We start from the raw sequence: 13,396 nt of genomic DNA, 5'->3' as shown, positions 1-13,396 counted from the left end.
AGGGAGGACATGACGATGGGTTTGGCATGGCAACAAGGTCCACTGGCCACCAGTTCGATCGGACACTTTCTCACCGAGCTGCCCATGCCGCCGCGCCTGCTGTATGCGGAGCCGTTGCGCCGCCGCATGCGGGTGTGCTTCGCCGACAGATGGGTCGCCGACAGCGAGGATGTCATCCTGCTCCACGAGCCGGGCCGTTACCCGGTGGCCTATTTCCCGTCCATCGATGTCGAACCGGACATCCTTGTCAATGAGGACCGGGTCACTCAACACCAAGACCTCGGGGCCACAAAGTGGTTCACCGTGAAGGTTGCGCAGCGAGAGGCCAACCACGCTGCCTGGCAGCACACCGGCTTGCCACAACATGCGGCCATTCTCGATGGGCGACTGGCGTTCGCCTGGCGCGCCATGGACGCCTTCTATGAAGAGAACGACCGCATCGTCGGGCACGCCGCCGATGCCTATCACCGCATAGACATCCGCTCTACTTCACGGCATCTCGTCGTCCAGGATGGCGAGCAGGTGATCGCCGACACCAACCACCCACTGGCGCTGTATGAATCGGGCTTTGCACCCCGGTGGTATGTTCCACGCGAGGATATCGACGAAGCCGCCCTCAAACTCATTGATATACAGACGTTTTGCCCCTACAAGGGGATATGTTCCTATTACGACATCGGCGGCCACAAGCGCGCCGCGTGGTCCTACATCAACGCCTGGCCCGAAGTAGGGCGGGTAACCAATCTGGTGTCCTTCGAGCCCGACAAGATCGATGTCTATCTCGACGGAAAACAGCTGCAGCTCGAGCCGGGCCAAACTGTCATTCCCCATGGTGTTGACCGAGGCCTGGACACTGACGAGGTGCTCGGGAAGGCACACACCGGGATCAGGCAATGAAAGCGCTGCTCGAGGTTGTCATCCTGCCGGTATCAGATCCCGATCGCTCACTGCGCTTTTACCGCGACCAACTCGGCTTCGACCTCGACGTCGACTACGCACCCGCCCCCGGTTTCCGGGTCATCCAGTTGACGCCCCAGGGATCCCACACCTCTATCCAGTTCGGTGCAGGCCTGACTGACGCGCCTCCGGGCTCGGTGCAAGGTCTGTATCTGGTGGTCTCCGACATCGAGAGCTACCGCTCGGAACTGGCGGAGCGCGGGGTGACCGTCAGCGGCATCCGCCACAAGAACACCGACGGCGGCTGGCGAGGGGGATTCCTTCCCGGCCTTGATCCCGAACGCGCCGATTACGCCAGCTTTGCCGATTTCCGCGACCCCGATGGCAATGCGTGGGTGCTCCAAGAACGCAACCACCAGCCGGCATGAACCTAGAGCACCCGCCCTCTGTCCTCGTATTCGACGTGAACGAGACGCTGGTCGATATCAATTCCCTAGCACCGATTTTCACGGACGTGTTCGGCGATGAGCGGGTGCTGCGTGAATGGTTTGGACAGCTCGTCATGTACTCGATGGCCACGACGTTGGCGGAGAATTACGTGAACTTCTCCGCCCTGGCCCAGGGCGTGCTGCGCATGCTGGGTGACATCTACGAGGTGGAAGTCACCGACGACGATCTGCTCCGCCTGAAGTCGGGTCTGCTGTCGATGCCGCCACACCCAGATGCGGCCGAGGGCCTTGTCAGGTTGCGCGACAATGGTTTTCGACTGGTCACCCTGACCAATTCACCACCCAACCCGGACGGACCGACGGCGCTGCAGCATTCGGGGCTGGCGGGATTCTTCGAACGACAGCTGAGCGTGGACGCCCGCCGCGCCTTCAAGCCGTCGCCGGTGGTGTATCGGTACGTATGCGAAACGCTCGGGGTGGCGCCCGCGGATTGCATGATGGTGGCCGCCCACGTGTGGGATACCCTCGGCGCCCAAAACGTCGGGTTCAGCGGCGCCCTCATTGCGCGCCCGGGCAACCCACCGCTGCCGGTTGACGGCCTGCCGCAGCCAGACCTGGTGGTACGCGACATGCGCCAGCTCGCCGAGCGACTCACCACGAGGCCGCGCTGAGCCCGGCTGCCGCGGCATGCTCGAGAGGCAGAATGGAGCGATGATGGCGACATCGGACGGATTTCACCCCGACTTCGACGAGACGACGACGTCGGCCGCACGCAACCGGGTGCACCACATCAGGGCCTCGGACATCAGCTCCGACACCGCGCAGTCGGAAGGACTCAGGCGCTTCGCGGCGCTATCCGGCAAGTCGGTCGGTGCCGAAAAGCTGTGGATGGGTGAGACGCACGCCTTGCCCGAAGCCGTCTCGTCCAACCACCATCACGGCGAATCGGAGACCGCGATCTATGTGAGAAGCGGCAACCCGGAGTTCGTGTTTCACGACGGTGTTCAGGAAGTGCGCATCTCCGCCTCGCCCGGCGACTACGTCTTCACTCCGCCCTACCTGCCGCACCGGGAAGAGAACCCCGATCCGAACACAACGGCGGAAGTCGTGATTGCGCGCAGCACCCAGGAGGCCATCGTCATCAACCTGCCGACGCTCTATCCGCTCGAAGGTGCTCAGTAGACGGCGATTTCGATGAGGTTCCCGTCGACGTCACGGCAGTAGTGCGACGTCATCGGACCCAATGCGCCGACCTTGGTCACCGGTCCGGCGATCACTTCGACTCGGCAGTTCGCGAGGTGGGCCCGTACTTCGTCGGGCGTGGAGCGGGTGACGAAGCACAAGTCCGCGGAACCGGCCGCTTCGACGGATCCGGTTACCCAGTCGGGGTCGTCGGCCAGCGCGCCGACCGGTCGCAGGTTGATCTTCTGCTCTCCGAAACACAGGGCCGTTCTGTTGGACGGCCCGAACGTCTCGCGCGTCATGCCGAGCACCCGCTCGTACCACGATGCGGTGGCCTCGATGTCGCGGCAATTCAAGACAATGTGGTCGAACCGTTGCACCGCTAGTCCCACGGTCAACCCTCCTGATCGGTAACGCTGCGTCGAATTCGACGCTAGCGCGCGGCCTGCCTCGGCCTTGACCGCTGGGTACGCTTGATGCTAAGCAAGTGCTCAGCAACCCAGGTAGCCGCGGTGGAGGAGGAGACGATGGCGACTGCGCAGCTGGTCTTCGACCCGTTCTCGGAGGAGTTCTTCACCGACCCGTACCCGACCTACCGGCGGATGCGCGAGGAGGCGCCCGTCTATTACAGCGAGGAGCACGACTTCTACGCGCTGGCCCGACACAAGGATGTCGCCGCCGCGTTCAAGGACTACGAAACGTATTCGTCGGCGCGCGGGATCGAGCTGTCCATGATCAAGAAAGGCGGGGTCCCGGCGGAGAACAAGTCGATGATCTTCATGGATCCGCCGGAACATCGGCGGATGCGCAGCCTGGTCAACAAGGTATTTACGCCACGCGCGATCACCGCGCTGAAAGACACGGTCACCGAGCTGATCGAGTACCACCTCGGGCGGGTCGACGGCAGGCAATTCGATGTGGTCGCCGACTTCTCAGCGCTTTTCCCGGTCGAAGTGATCAGCACCGTGCTCGGGGTGCCCGCCGAACACCGCCAACAGATCCGGCACTGGGTCGACGCGTCGTTGCACCGCGAGCCCGGCCAGATCGAAATGAACGAAAGCAATTGGGAGGCGGTCACTTCGGTCGGGGCGTTCTACTACAACCTGATTCAGGAACGACGCAAGCAACCGCAGAACGACATGATCAGCGGCCTGATCGCCGCTGAGGTGGAACGTGACGACGGCGGCACCACGAAGCTGGATGATATCGAAATCACGGGGTTCGCAACCCTTTTGGGTGCCGCGGGTGCCGAGACCGTCACCAAGCTGGTCGGGAACGCGATCGTGCAGTTCGCTCGCAACCCCGACCAATGGCAGAAACTGCTCGACGATCGCTCGAAGGTTCCGGCCGCGGTCGAGGAGGTGTTGCGATTCGAGGCGCCGGCACAGTACAACGTCCGCTGTTCGCTCAAAGACGTTCACCTGCACGGGGTGACGATTCCGGCCGGCAAGCCGGTATTCCTGCTGGGCGGCTCAGCCAATCGCGATCCCGAGGCCTTCAGCGACGCCGACAAATTCGACATCGAGCGTGACCGCGGTGAGGCGCAGAACCTCGGTTTCGGCTATGGCGTGCACAGTTGTCTGGGTGCCGCGCTGGCCCGTCTGGAGAGCGCGGTTGCGCTGGAGAAACTGTTGGACCTGATGCCCCGCTACGAGGTGATCTGGGAGGGCTGCAAACGAGTGAGCATGACCAACGTGGCGGGCTGGTCCAACGTTCCGGTGCGAGTGCTGCCCTGACCGAGGCCGGCGCGCTCAGCGAATTCTCAACTGATTCTTCGGTCCCGCCTCGCTCGGCACAAGGATCCGCAAAGCCACCGTCCTCAGCATTGACTGCATGACGAGTGAGCCGCTCTGCGCAGACCTGATCGAACGCTATCTGTGCACGCGCGGCAGCCGCTATTTTCGCGGTGCGCACGATGGCGAATACTTCTACGTCGCCAACACCCGTCCGCGCCGCCTGCATGTGCACCTCGAGATCGCGGCCGGGCATCACGACGTGTTGCTCATCCGGGTTGCTCCCGCATGCTTCTTCCCCGCTTCCGACCGGCCCTGGCTGACGCATCTCGCCGACACGTGGAATCGGCAGGATCGCGACGTCACCGCGATCGTGCACAACTCATCCGATCCACAGCGCATCGGCGTCGTCGCACGCCGTTCGCACTGGATCCGGGGCAGCGTGGCCTTCGAAGATTTCGCGACTTTCGTCGATCGCGCGATCGCCGCGGCGATCGAATTCTTTGGCGGGTTGAGCCCGATCGTCGAGCAGTCATCGATGGAAGAGCCGCTGATGTTGGACGCCGGCTGACGTTCCGGCACCAACTAGTTCGTAGCGCCGCGCCTCTTCCCGTCGGGCCATGGCTCGCCGAACTCGGCCCGGAATGCTCCCCACGGGTCGGCGTACCGGCCGGGCGAATTCCGGTACGCGGCACGGCGTTTCAGCAACTGACGGGCGACCGGCGAGATAACCCGCAGCGGGTAGCGCTTCCACCCAGCGGCGGCGCGCATCTCGGCGAGCATGTCCGGCCAGGGGTGGCGCTGGAATTTCAAAACTTCCTGAGACCGGGTGGTGTCCATCCAGTCCGTGACGTACCAGTCCTCGTCACTGTCGGGGTCGCCGGGCCGCCCCGGCGGCAAGGCATTGACCAGTCCCCGCGCGGCGGCCAATGCCTTTCCGACGTCGCCCTGTCGGAGCAGGTGGGACTCGTCGCCTCCGATGAGCAGAATCTCACCGACAACATCGGCCGTGGTGGCGGTCGCGAACGCGAGCGCCACATCACGGACGTCGACGGTGTGAATGCGTCCGTCGGTCGGCAGCGCGCTTTCCAAGTACGGTGCATCCATATTCAGCGGCATGGCGTCGAGATCGACGCTCATCACGCCGGCGAGACGAAGGATCACCCACTCCAGACCCGAGTCCTGGACCAGGCGCTCGGCCTCGGCCTTGTGCGCTCCGTACACATCCGACGGCGCGATCGGGGTGTCAGCGCGGACCAGCTCCGGATGACGGTGCGGGTTGCGCGAGCCGTGCACGGCGTTGCTCGACGCCTGGATGAACCGCACCGGGTGGGGGCTGGACTGCGCGGCACGCAACAGCGCTGCGGTCGCGTCGACATTGACCCGACGAGCCAGCTCGTGATGACGGTAGATGGAGGGCGGGATCACCGCGGCCAGGTGGATGATCACCGTCGGCGCAGCCTCGGTGACCAGACGGGCGACCTCGTCCGGGTCGGTCAGGTCTGCCCAGCTCGCCTCGGCGCCCGAGGGTAGCGATCCCGCGGCTTTGCGTTGAGCGGGAGTTCCGAGGTCCGTAGCCACCACATCATGGCCATCGGCAACTAGCCGGCGCACTGTCTGCGAGCCGACGAGACCGAATCCCCCTGTGACAAGAACCTTTTCGGTCATTTTCTCCCGAGCCCCCCCAGGGCCAGCAAACGGATATGACATTCTCCAAAATAGAGAGTAGCATATGCCGCAAACGCGCTGAGGTTTGGGACCGCCATCGCGCTGGCAATAGCAAATAGCAGGACACGACCGGCGGAACTTGAGGGCGAACCATGAAGGGCAGCGACGGCGCGGCGGCGGACAATCGCGAGACCGCCAAGTGGGATCCGGCCTTCACCGAGCAGGTCTCCAAAGCCATCGGTCCGTGGATCAAGCGGTGGTATCGCGCCGAGGTGCGAAACATCGACAACGTCCCGTCGACCGGCGGGGCGCTCGTCGTGTCCAATCACTCCGGCGGCATGTTCACTCCCGACGTGTTGATCTTCTCGCCGGCCTTCTACGAGAGGTTCGGCTACGGCCGGCCCGTCTACACCCTGGGCCATTACGGGCTGTTCATGGGCCCGCTGGACGGGTGGCTGCGCCGCCTCGGGGTCATCGAGGCGAGCCGCGAAAACGCGGCCGCCGCTTTGCATTCGGGTGCGGTGGTGCTGGTCTTCCCGGGCGGCGACTACGACTCCTACCGGTCCACCTTCAGCGAAAACACCATCGACTTCGACGGTCGCACCGGCTACGTCAGGACGGCGATCGAAGCCGGGGTGCCGATCGTGCCCATCGTGTCCATCGGCGCCCAGGAGACGCAGTTGTTCCTGACCCGCGGCAACTGGCTGGCGCGCACGCTGCGACTGACGAAGGCCCGGATCAACATATTGCCGATCAGCTTCGGTTTTCCGTTCGGCCTGAGCGTGATCTTCCCGCCCAACCTGCCGCTGCCGGCCAAGATCGTCACGGAGGTCCTCGAGCCCATCGATATCGCCGCCCGCTTCGGCGACGATCCCGACATCGACGAAGTCGACGCCTACGTGCGTTCGATGATGCAGACCGCGCTCGACCGGCTCGCCGCCGAGCGCCGGTTCCCCATTCTGGGCTGACTCGTCTCCGGGAGCGAGGTGGCGTGTGAAGAGGCTCAACGGCATGGACGCCATGCTGCTGTACAGCGAGACGCCGAACCTGCACACGCACACGTTGAAAGTTGCGGTCCTCGACCCCTCCAGCTGCGAATCTGACTTCGGTTTCGAGGCGTTCCGGCACCACGTGCGCCGCCGGCTGCATCTGCTAGAACCGTTGCGCTACAAGCTCGTCGACATCCCGTGGAAACTGCATCACGCGATGTGGCTGGAGAACTGCGAGGTCGACCTGGACTACCACCTGCGGCGGGTGCGGGTGCCCGCGCCGGGCGGGCGACGGGAGCTCGACGCCGTCATCGGCGAGGTGGCGTCCACGCCGCTGGACCGCGGCCGCCCCCTGTGGGAATTCCACTTCGCCGAGGGCCTGACCGGCGGCCGATTCGCGCTGATCGGCAAGATCCACCACGCGCTGGCCGACGGCGTCGCCGCGGTCAACCTGCTGGCGCGCGCGATGGACCTCGAGGACGGGCCGACCGACGAGCGCGACGACGACGAACCCTGCGTCACCCCGTCGACGTCCGAGCTGCTGCGCGCCGCCGCGCGCGACCACGCCCGGCAAGCCGCCAAACTGCCGGGCCTGGTCAAAGACGCGGCCGTCGGGTGGTTCCGGGTCCGCCGCCGGTCCCGCCAGCGCGGGAAACACCCCGACCTGGCCGACCCGTTCGACGCACCGCCGACCTTCCTCAACCACGTCGTGTCACCCCGGCGGCAGTTCGCCAGCGCGACGCTGCCGCTGCCCGACGTCAAGGCGACCGCCAAGGCGTTGGGCATCACGATGAACGACATGGTGCTGGCGACCGCGGCCGGGGGCCTTCGGAAGCTGTTGTTGGCCTACGACGGAGCCGCCGACCGGCCCATCATCGCGTCGGTGCCCACCGCCACCGACAAGTCCGACCGGATCACGGGCAACGAGATCAGCGGCCTGATGGTTTCGCTGCCCGTGCACATCGCAGACGCGGCCGAACGGGCGCGGCTGGTCGCGCTGGCGACCCGAATCGCCAAGGAAGACCACGAAATTCTGGGCCCCCGCCTCTACGAGCGGATGATGACCTACCTGCCGACCGCGCTGGCCCCGCCCGCGTTTCGCTGGCTGGCACGGCGCGAGGCGCCGAACAAGGTGATGAACGTCGCGGTGTCCAGCGTCGTGGGCCCGCGCGAGCGTGGCCACTTCGGCGGCGCCACGGTCAGCGAGATCTACTCGACCGGCGTGCTGTCGCCGGGCGCGCCGGTCAACATCACCGTGTGGAGCTACGTCGACCAGCTCGGCATCGCGGTGCTCACCGACGACCGGACGTTCAACGACCCGCACGACGCGACCGACGCGCTCACCGCGGCCTTCCGCGAATTACGTTGCGCGGCTGAGCTTTACCGCTAAACGGCGAGCACGGCGTCCAGCGCCGAATAAAACAGGCCCAGCCCGTCGTCGGAGGGACCGGTCAGCGCCTCGATGGCGTGCTCGGGATGCGGCATCAGGCCGACGACGCGGCCGTTGGCCGAGCTGATGCCAGCGATGTCGTGCAGCGAGCCGTTGGGGTTGTCGTGGTAGCGAAACACCACCCGGCCCTCGCCCTCCAGTTCGTCGAGCACAGCCGCGGGTGCAACGTATCGGCCCTCGCCGGACTTCAGCGGCACCAGAAGATCGGCCTCGGGCTCGAAACGCGACGTCCATGCCGTCGCGGTCGAGGCCACCCGCAGCCACACGTCGCGGCAGACGAAGTGCAGACCCGCGTTGCGGGTGAGGGCGCCGGGCAACAACCCGGCCTCACACAGGACCTGAAAACCGTTGCAGATTCCCAACACCGGCATGCCGCGCCGCGCGGCGTCGACCACTTCCGCCATCACCGGGGCGAATCTGGCGATGGCGCCGGCCCGCAGGTAATCGCCGTAGGAAAAACCACCCGGCACCACCACGGCGTCGACTCCCTTGAGGTCGGCGTCGGCATGCCACAGGCTGACCGCCTCTCCGCCGACACGGCGCGCGGCCCGCGCGGCGTCGACGTCATCGAGTGTCCCGGGAAAGGTGATGATGCCGATTCGTGCCGTCACAGGGCTTCCCGGCTTATCGACCAGTCCTCGATCACCGTGTTCGCCAACAATGATTCCGCGATTTCGGCGAGCACCGAGTCATCGATGGTGTCGTCGACTTCGAGCTCAAACCTTTTGCCCTGGCGGACATTTGAGACCCCGCCGTGGCCGAGCCGGCCTAGCGCGCCGACAATCGCCTGGCCCTGCGGGTCGAGAATCTCCGCTTTGGGCATCACATGCACGACCACCCGAGCCACCGGCGCTCCTCCTCAGATCTTGCTCGGCGCTAACTCTACCGGCGAGGGGTACCGCACGCGGGTCACGGACACGAAGCGATGTACGCCTCGCACAGGGGCGCGGTCATGGCGTCCAGCACCGGATCGTCTGCCATCGAGGGCCAGGGTACCTCCGGCGGTCCCGATGACCACAGCGTGAGCTCGGTGATCGTGCTGCTCGCGACGTGTGCGACCAGGTAGGTGTGCATGACCACCGGCCCACTGATGACCGCGGCCATCCGATTCGGCTGGTCGGTGGTGATCGACGGCGACTGCTGCGGCGCCCCTTGCTGGCAGCCTCGCAGGGCGGCGACGGCAGTGCTGAACACCGCGGCCGCGGCCGAACCGCCGCGCGCCGTGTCACCGCGCCAGTGCAGGATCTGCGCTTGCAACTGCCACTGCCCGTCCGGGTGGACGACGGTTGCCCGGGCCGCCACCGCCGAATCGCGCGGGTCCTGCGGTATCGCCGGCGACCCGCACAGAGTCTCAAAGCGGAAGCGCGGCCCGGTCCCGGTCGCCGGCGCCGCCAGTCCGGCCAGCGCGGGCCAGTTGTACACGGAACTGAGCGGAATGGCGCGCTGCTGGATCCACGCGCTGTCTGGGATCTGGTCGCACACCGGCGGGCACGTCTGGGGCTCGGCGTGCGCCGGTACCACGACGACAAGGGCCACTGCGAGGCCACCGGCCACCAGCATCGTCGCCAGGATCACCCGCATCGGTATCACCCCCGTCAGGGCACAATCGTAAACATGCTACTGACGCATTTCGGTCATTCCTGCTTACTCGCCGAGTTCGATCAAACCCGCGTGCTCTTCGATCCTGGCACCTTCGCGCACGGTTTCGAGGGAATCACCGGCCTGACCGCCATCCTGATCACCCACCAACACCCCGACCACGTCGATGTCGCCCGGCTGCCGTCGCTGCTCGAGGGCAACCCGGACGCCGCGCTCTACGCCGATCCGCAAACCACCGCACAGCTCGGTGGGCCGTGCCAAGCGGTGCACGTCGGCGACGAGCTGCGCATCGGTGAGCTGACCGTCCGAGCCGTAGGTGGCCGGCACGCGGTCATCCACCCGGAAATCCCTGTGATAGAGAACATTTCGTATCTGGTCGGCGACGCTGACCACCCCGCACGGTTGATGCATCCCGGTGACGCACTATTCGTGCCCGACGAGCCGGTGGACGTTCTGGCAGCTCCGGCGGCGGCGCCGTGGATGAAGGTATCCGAGGCCGTCGATTACCTGCGTGCGGTGGCGCCGGCCCGCGCGGTACCCATTCACCAAGGGATCATCGCCCCGGACGCGAGAGGCATCTACTACGGCCGGCTCACCGAGATGACCGACACAGACTTTCAGGTGCTGCCCGAAGAAAGCGGGGTCACCTTCTAGCGCACACAGCCAAAGGCTAGGCGATGTCGGCGGCGGCGCCGCGGCCGGCGGCTCGGCCGGAGAATATGCAGCCGCCCAGGAACGTGCCCTCGAGCGCCCGGTAGCCGTGCACGCCGCCACCGCCGAACCCGGCCACCTCGCCGGCCGCGTAGAGACCGGGCAGCGACGTGCCGTCGGCCTTGAGAACCCGCGCGGCTAGGTCGGTCTCGATGCCGCCCAACGTCTTTCGCGTCAGGATGTGCAGTTTGACCGCGATCAGCGGCCCGGCCTTCGGATCGGTCAAGCGGTGCGGCGCCACCACCCGGCCCACCCGGTCACCCAGATAACCACGCGCGGCGCGGATCGCGGTGATCTGGCCGTCCTTGCTGAACCTGTTGGCCACCTCACGATCGCGGGCGGTCACCTCGGCTTCCACCGTCGCGTAGTCGAGCGGGACCACGTCGGGCAGCTTGTTCATCCCGGTCACCAACTCGCGCAACGAGTTTGCGGCGACGAAGTCCACGCCTCGGTCGACGAAGGCCTGCACTGGCCGCGGCGCGCCGGAGCTGGCCCGGTTGCGCAGCAGCTCTCTTACGCTCTGCCCGGTCAGATCGGGGTTCTGCTCCTGGCCGGACAGCGCGAATTCTTTCTCAATGATCTTGGCGTTCAACACAAACCAGGTGTAGTCGTATCCGGATTTGGTGATGTACTCCAGCGTGCCGAGGGTGTCGAACCCGGGATAGAGCGGAACCGGCAGCCGCTTGCCGGACGCATCCAGCCACAGCGGAGACGGGCCGGGGATGATCCGGATGCCGTGCAGCGGCCAGATCGGGTCGTAGTTGGTGATGCCCTCGGTGTAGTGCCACATCCGGTCGGGGTTGATCACCCGCGCGCCGGCCTGCTGCGAGATTCCGATCATCCTGCCGTCCACGTGGGCGGGCACCCCGCTCAGCAGCTGCCCGGGGACGCGGCCCATCCGCTTGGGCCAATTCTTGCGCACCAGATCGTGGTTTCCCCCGATGCCGCCGCTGGCCACGATCACCGCCGACGCACGGAACTCGAATTGCCCCACAGCTTTTCGTGACGAAGGCACCCCGCGTGGTTCAGGCGACGGTTCCAGCACGGTGCCGCGGATACCGGTCACCGCGCCGCCCTCGACGATCAGCTCGTCAACCTGGTGGCGGTGGGCGAATTGCACCGCCGAGCGATCCCGCAGCCGACGCGCGAAGATCTCGACCAAGGCGGGCCCGGTGCCCCACGTGATGTGAAAGCGGGGTACCGAATTGCCGTGCCCCTGTGCGCCGTAGCCGCCGCGCTCAGCCCAACCCACCAACGGAAAGACCTTCAGGCCTCGATCGCGCAGCCAGCTGCGTTTCTCCCCGGCCGCGAAATCGACGTAGGCATGCGCCCACTGACGCGGCCAATAGTCCTCTTCACGATCGAAAGCCGCCGTCCCCAACCAGTCCTGCAACGCAAGCTCGTGGCTATCGCGGATGCCCAGCCGCCGCTGCTCGGGGCTGTCGACGAAAAACAGACCGCCGAACGACCAGAAGGCCTGCCCACCCAAGTTGGCGCTGTTCTCCTGGTCGACGATCAGCACGCGCAGGCCGCGATCCACCAGTTCGCAGGCGGCGACCAGGCCCGCCAAGCCCGCCCCGACGACGATGGCATCGGCTGCGAAAGATTCGCTCATGTCGGAACAGGGTAGTGCCCCGCGCCGGTCGATTAAGCGGACGGCTTAGTCACGCCGCGTCGACATCGCGCCGGAGCAACAAGGTCATCGGCGGAGCCCCTGTGGCCCAACGGGATACGCTTCGCCGAACGCTCGGACGAGCCCGTACTCTCAACGAGTTTCCTCGGCCCACTGGCGAGCCCAGTGATCGAGCGGGTCGAGGGCCACGCCCAACTGTCGCCCGATCGGAGTCAATTGATAATGCCCCTCGTCGGATCTGGCGATCAGTCCGGCTGCGGCGAGTTCGCCGAGCCGGTCGTAAAGAACGCTCGGTGACATGCCGTCGCAGCGGCTACGGAGCGCACGAGCCCCCAACGGGCCGTCTCGCAGCTCCCACAGAATCCGTAGCGACCAGCGACGGCCGAGAAGGTCGAGGGCGGCCATGAGTGGCCGTCCGCTATCGGAGCCCCGAACCGGTTGACCCGGACGCGGGAGCTGTTGACGTTTCGGTTTCCGTAACATACGCTGCGAGGTCATGGTTACGGAAACAGTAACACCGAGGATCTCCCCGCTCGACCCGCCCTACGATTCCGAGGTCGACGCGCAGTTGCAGACGATGATGCCGGCCGGGGTTCCGCCGATAGGGCTCTTCCGCACCTTCGTCCGGAACCTTCCCATGGCGCAGGCAATGGGCCCGTGGGGTCGCTACGAACTCAGCCGCCAGCTGTCGCTGTCGATGCGCGACCGCGAGATCGTGATCAACCGGACCTGCGCGCGTTGCGGCTGCGAGTACGAGTGGGGCGTACACGTCGCATTCTTCGCCGAACGCGTGGGCCTCGATGCGCGGCAGGTCGCCTCGCTCGTCACCGGCGACGACGAGGACGACTGCTGGACCGAGAATCGCGATCGGCTACTGATCCGGGCGGTGGATGCCCTGCACGACAACGCCGATATCGACGATGCGCTGTGGCAACGACTCAGCGCGGAATTCGGCGATGCCAGCCTGCTCGATCTGCTCTTCTTGTGCGGCTGGTACCACGCCATTAGTTTCGTGGCCCGAGCCGCCAGGGTCAGCCTCGAGCCCGGCGCCCCCACCTTCGGCTCCATTGCCGACTTATGACGGC

The 13,396-nt window shown here is 65.9% G+C and carries 17 protein-coding genes; 10 read left to right on the top strand and 7 right to left on the bottom strand.

Annotated features, from left to right (window positions below; genetic code table 11):
• Positions 1 to 15 precede the first annotated feature (15 nt).
• Genes A5744_RS21155 through A5744_RS21140 form a run of 4 tightly spaced genes read left to right on the top strand, consistent with a single transcriptional unit; the run spans position 16 to position 2,528 of the window.
• Complete coding sequence (locus tag A5744_RS21155; RefSeq protein WP_076064364.1) at positions 16 to 897, top strand: DUF427 domain-containing protein; 882 nt, start codon at positions 16 to 18, stop codon at positions 895 to 897.
• Positions 894 to 1,325, top strand: coding sequence for a VOC family protein (locus A5744_RS21150; protein WP_076064310.1), 432 nt, complete (start codon positions 894 to 896; stop codon positions 1,323 to 1,325). Before A5744_RS21155 ends, A5744_RS21150 begins: the two co-directional genes overlap by 4 nt.
• A complete protein-coding gene (locus A5744_RS21145) occupies positions 1,322 to 2,017 on the top strand; it encodes a haloacid dehalogenase type II (RefSeq protein ID WP_076064309.1) in 696 nt (231 codons plus the stop codon). Before A5744_RS21150 ends, A5744_RS21145 begins: the two co-directional genes overlap by 4 nt.
• A gap of 43 nt (positions 2,018 to 2,060) precedes the next feature.
• Positions 2,061 to 2,528 (top strand): cupin domain-containing protein, encoded by a 468-nt coding sequence (locus tag A5744_RS21140; protein WP_076064308.1) that lies wholly within the window; start codon positions 2,061 to 2,063, stop codon positions 2,526 to 2,528.
• Here A5744_RS21140 and A5744_RS21135 read toward each other — a convergent pair.
• Entirely contained in the window at positions 2,522 to 2,920 is a 399-nt protein-coding gene (locus A5744_RS21135) for a VOC family protein (RefSeq protein WP_076064363.1), read from the bottom strand. The two genes, A5744_RS21140 and A5744_RS21135, sit on opposite strands and share 7 nt — an antisense overlap.
• A 135-nt stretch (positions 2,921 to 3,055) precedes the next feature.
• Here A5744_RS21135 and A5744_RS21130 point away from each other — a divergent pair, with 135 nt between their 5' ends.
• Both A5744_RS21130 and A5744_RS21125 read left to right on the top strand, forming a co-directional pair.
• On the top strand, positions 3,056 to 4,264 hold the full coding sequence (locus tag A5744_RS21130) for a cytochrome P450 (protein ID WP_076064362.1): 1,209 nt from the start codon (positions 3,056 to 3,058) through the stop codon (positions 4,262 to 4,264).
• 97 nt (positions 4,265 to 4,361) lie between these two features.
• Entirely contained in the window at positions 4,362 to 4,832 is a 471-nt protein-coding gene (locus A5744_RS21125) for a YbjN domain-containing protein (RefSeq protein ID WP_076064307.1), read from the top strand.
• A 14-nt stretch (positions 4,833 to 4,846) separates the two neighbouring features.
• On the opposite strand, the gene A5744_RS21120 is transcribed toward A5744_RS21125, so the two are convergent.
• Entirely contained in the window at positions 4,847 to 5,929 is a 1,083-nt protein-coding gene (locus A5744_RS21120) for an NAD(P)-dependent oxidoreductase (protein WP_076064306.1), read from the bottom strand.
• Positions 5,930 to 6,081: 152 nt separating this feature from the next.
• Here A5744_RS21120 and A5744_RS21115 point away from each other — a divergent pair, with 152 nt between their 5' ends.
• Both A5744_RS21115 and A5744_RS21110 read left to right on the top strand, forming a co-directional pair.
• A complete protein-coding gene (locus A5744_RS21115; protein ID WP_076064305.1) occupies positions 6,082 to 6,897 on the top strand; it encodes a lysophospholipid acyltransferase family protein in 816 nt (271 codons plus the stop codon).
• A 25-nt stretch (positions 6,898 to 6,922) separates the two neighbouring features.
• Entirely contained in the window at positions 6,923 to 8,308 is a 1,386-nt protein-coding gene (locus tag A5744_RS21110) for a wax ester/triacylglycerol synthase family O-acyltransferase (protein ID WP_205866329.1), read from the top strand.
• On the opposite strand, the gene purQ is transcribed toward A5744_RS21110, so the two are convergent.
• From purQ to A5744_RS21095, 3 genes are all read right to left on the bottom strand, one after another.
• Positions 8,305 to 8,979: a phosphoribosylformylglycinamidine synthase subunit PurQ gene (gene purQ, locus A5744_RS21105; protein ID WP_076064303.1), complete on the bottom strand. Its 675-nt coding sequence runs from the start codon at positions 8,977 to 8,979 to the stop codon at positions 8,305 to 8,307. The two genes, A5744_RS21110 and purQ, sit on opposite strands and share 4 nt — an antisense overlap.
• Entirely contained in the window at positions 8,976 to 9,215 is a 240-nt protein-coding gene (gene purS / locus A5744_RS21100) for a phosphoribosylformylglycinamidine synthase subunit PurS (protein WP_076064302.1), read from the bottom strand. Before purS ends, purQ begins: the two co-directional genes overlap by 4 nt.
• Before the next feature lie 62 nt (positions 9,216 to 9,277).
• Entirely contained in the window at positions 9,278 to 9,949 is a 672-nt protein-coding gene (locus A5744_RS21095) for an ATPase (RefSeq protein WP_076064301.1), read from the bottom strand.
• Between the two features lie 33 nt (positions 9,950 to 9,982).
• On the opposite strand from A5744_RS21095, the gene A5744_RS21090 reads away from it, so the two are divergent.
• The gene (locus A5744_RS21090; RefSeq protein WP_076064300.1) at positions 9,983 to 10,621 is read left to right on the top strand and encodes an MBL fold metallo-hydrolase; all 639 of its coding nucleotides are present in this window, start codon (positions 9,983 to 9,985) and stop codon (positions 10,619 to 10,621) included.
• A gap of 16 nt (positions 10,622 to 10,637) precedes the next feature.
• On the opposite strand, the gene A5744_RS21085 is transcribed toward A5744_RS21090, so the two are convergent.
• Both A5744_RS21085 and A5744_RS21080 read right to left on the bottom strand, forming a co-directional pair.
• Positions 10,638 to 12,293, bottom strand: a complete 1,656-nt coding sequence (locus A5744_RS21085) for an FAD-binding dehydrogenase (RefSeq protein ID WP_076064299.1) — start codon at positions 12,291 to 12,293, stop codon at positions 10,638 to 10,640.
• A 150-nt stretch (positions 12,294 to 12,443) separates the two neighbouring features.
• Positions 12,444 to 12,716 (bottom strand): helix-turn-helix domain-containing protein, encoded by a 273-nt coding sequence (locus tag A5744_RS21080; protein ID WP_240563131.1) that lies wholly within the window; start codon positions 12,714 to 12,716, stop codon positions 12,444 to 12,446.
• Positions 12,717 to 12,807: 91 nt separating this feature from the next.
• Here A5744_RS21080 and A5744_RS21075 point away from each other — a divergent pair, with 91 nt between their 5' ends.
• A complete protein-coding gene (locus A5744_RS21075) occupies positions 12,808 to 13,392 on the top strand; it encodes a carboxymuconolactone decarboxylase family protein (protein ID WP_076064298.1) in 585 nt (194 codons plus the stop codon).
• Positions 13,393 to 13,396: the final 4 nt, after the last annotated feature.

Source organism: Mycobacterium sp. IS-1264 (assembly GCF_001954195.1).
Classification (GTDB): domain Bacteria; phylum Actinomycetota; class Actinomycetes; order Mycobacteriales; family Mycobacteriaceae; genus Mycobacterium.
The sequence above is the reverse complement of the archived record's forward strand: the minus strand, read 5'-3'. Positions and strand labels throughout refer to the sequence as shown.

What these genes read in the sequence shown, in the direction of transcription:
- A5744_RS21155 (WP_076064364.1), top strand. Translation starts at nt 16, where the DNA reads ATGGGTTTGGCATGGCAACAAGGTCCACTGGCCACCAGTTCGATCGGA.
- A5744_RS21150 (WP_076064310.1), top strand. Translation starts at nt 894, where the DNA reads ATGAAAGCGCTGCTCGAGGTTGTCATCCTGCCGGTATCAGATCCCGAT.
- A5744_RS21145 (WP_076064309.1), top strand. Translation starts at nt 1,322, where the DNA reads ATGAACCTAGAGCACCCGCCCTCTGTCCTCGTATTCGACGTGAACGAG.
- A5744_RS21140 (WP_076064308.1), top strand. Translation starts at nt 2,061, where the DNA reads ATGGCGACATCGGACGGATTTCACCCCGACTTCGACGAGACGACGACG.
- A5744_RS21130 (WP_076064362.1), top strand. Translation starts at nt 3,056, where the DNA reads ATGGCGACTGCGCAGCTGGTCTTCGACCCGTTCTCGGAGGAGTTCTTC.
- A5744_RS21125 (WP_076064307.1), top strand. Translation starts at nt 4,362, where the DNA reads ATGACGAGTGAGCCGCTCTGCGCAGACCTGATCGAACGCTATCTGTGC.
- A5744_RS21120 (WP_076064306.1), bottom strand. Translation starts at nt 5,929, where the DNA reads ATGACCGAAAAGGTTCTTGTCACAGGGGGATTCGGTCTCGTCGGCTCG.
- A5744_RS21115 (WP_076064305.1), top strand. Translation starts at nt 6,082, where the DNA reads ATGAAGGGCAGCGACGGCGCGGCGGCGGACAATCGCGAGACCGCCAAG.
- A5744_RS21095 (WP_076064301.1), bottom strand. Translation starts at nt 9,949, where the DNA reads ATGCGGGTGATCCTGGCGACGATGCTGGTGGCCGGTGGCCTCGCAGTG.
- A5744_RS21090 (WP_076064300.1), top strand. Translation starts at nt 9,983, where the DNA reads ATGCTACTGACGCATTTCGGTCATTCCTGCTTACTCGCCGAGTTCGAT.
- A5744_RS21085 (WP_076064299.1), bottom strand. Translation starts at nt 12,293, where the DNA reads ATGAGCGAATCTTTCGCAGCCGATGCCATCGTCGTCGGGGCGGGCTTG.
- A5744_RS21080 (WP_240563131.1), bottom strand. Translation starts at nt 12,716, where the DNA reads ATGGCCGCCCTCGACCTTCTCGGCCGTCGCTGGTCGCTACGGATTCTG.
- A5744_RS21075 (WP_076064298.1), top strand. Translation starts at nt 12,808, where the DNA reads ATGGTTACGGAAACAGTAACACCGAGGATCTCCCCGCTCGACCCGCCC.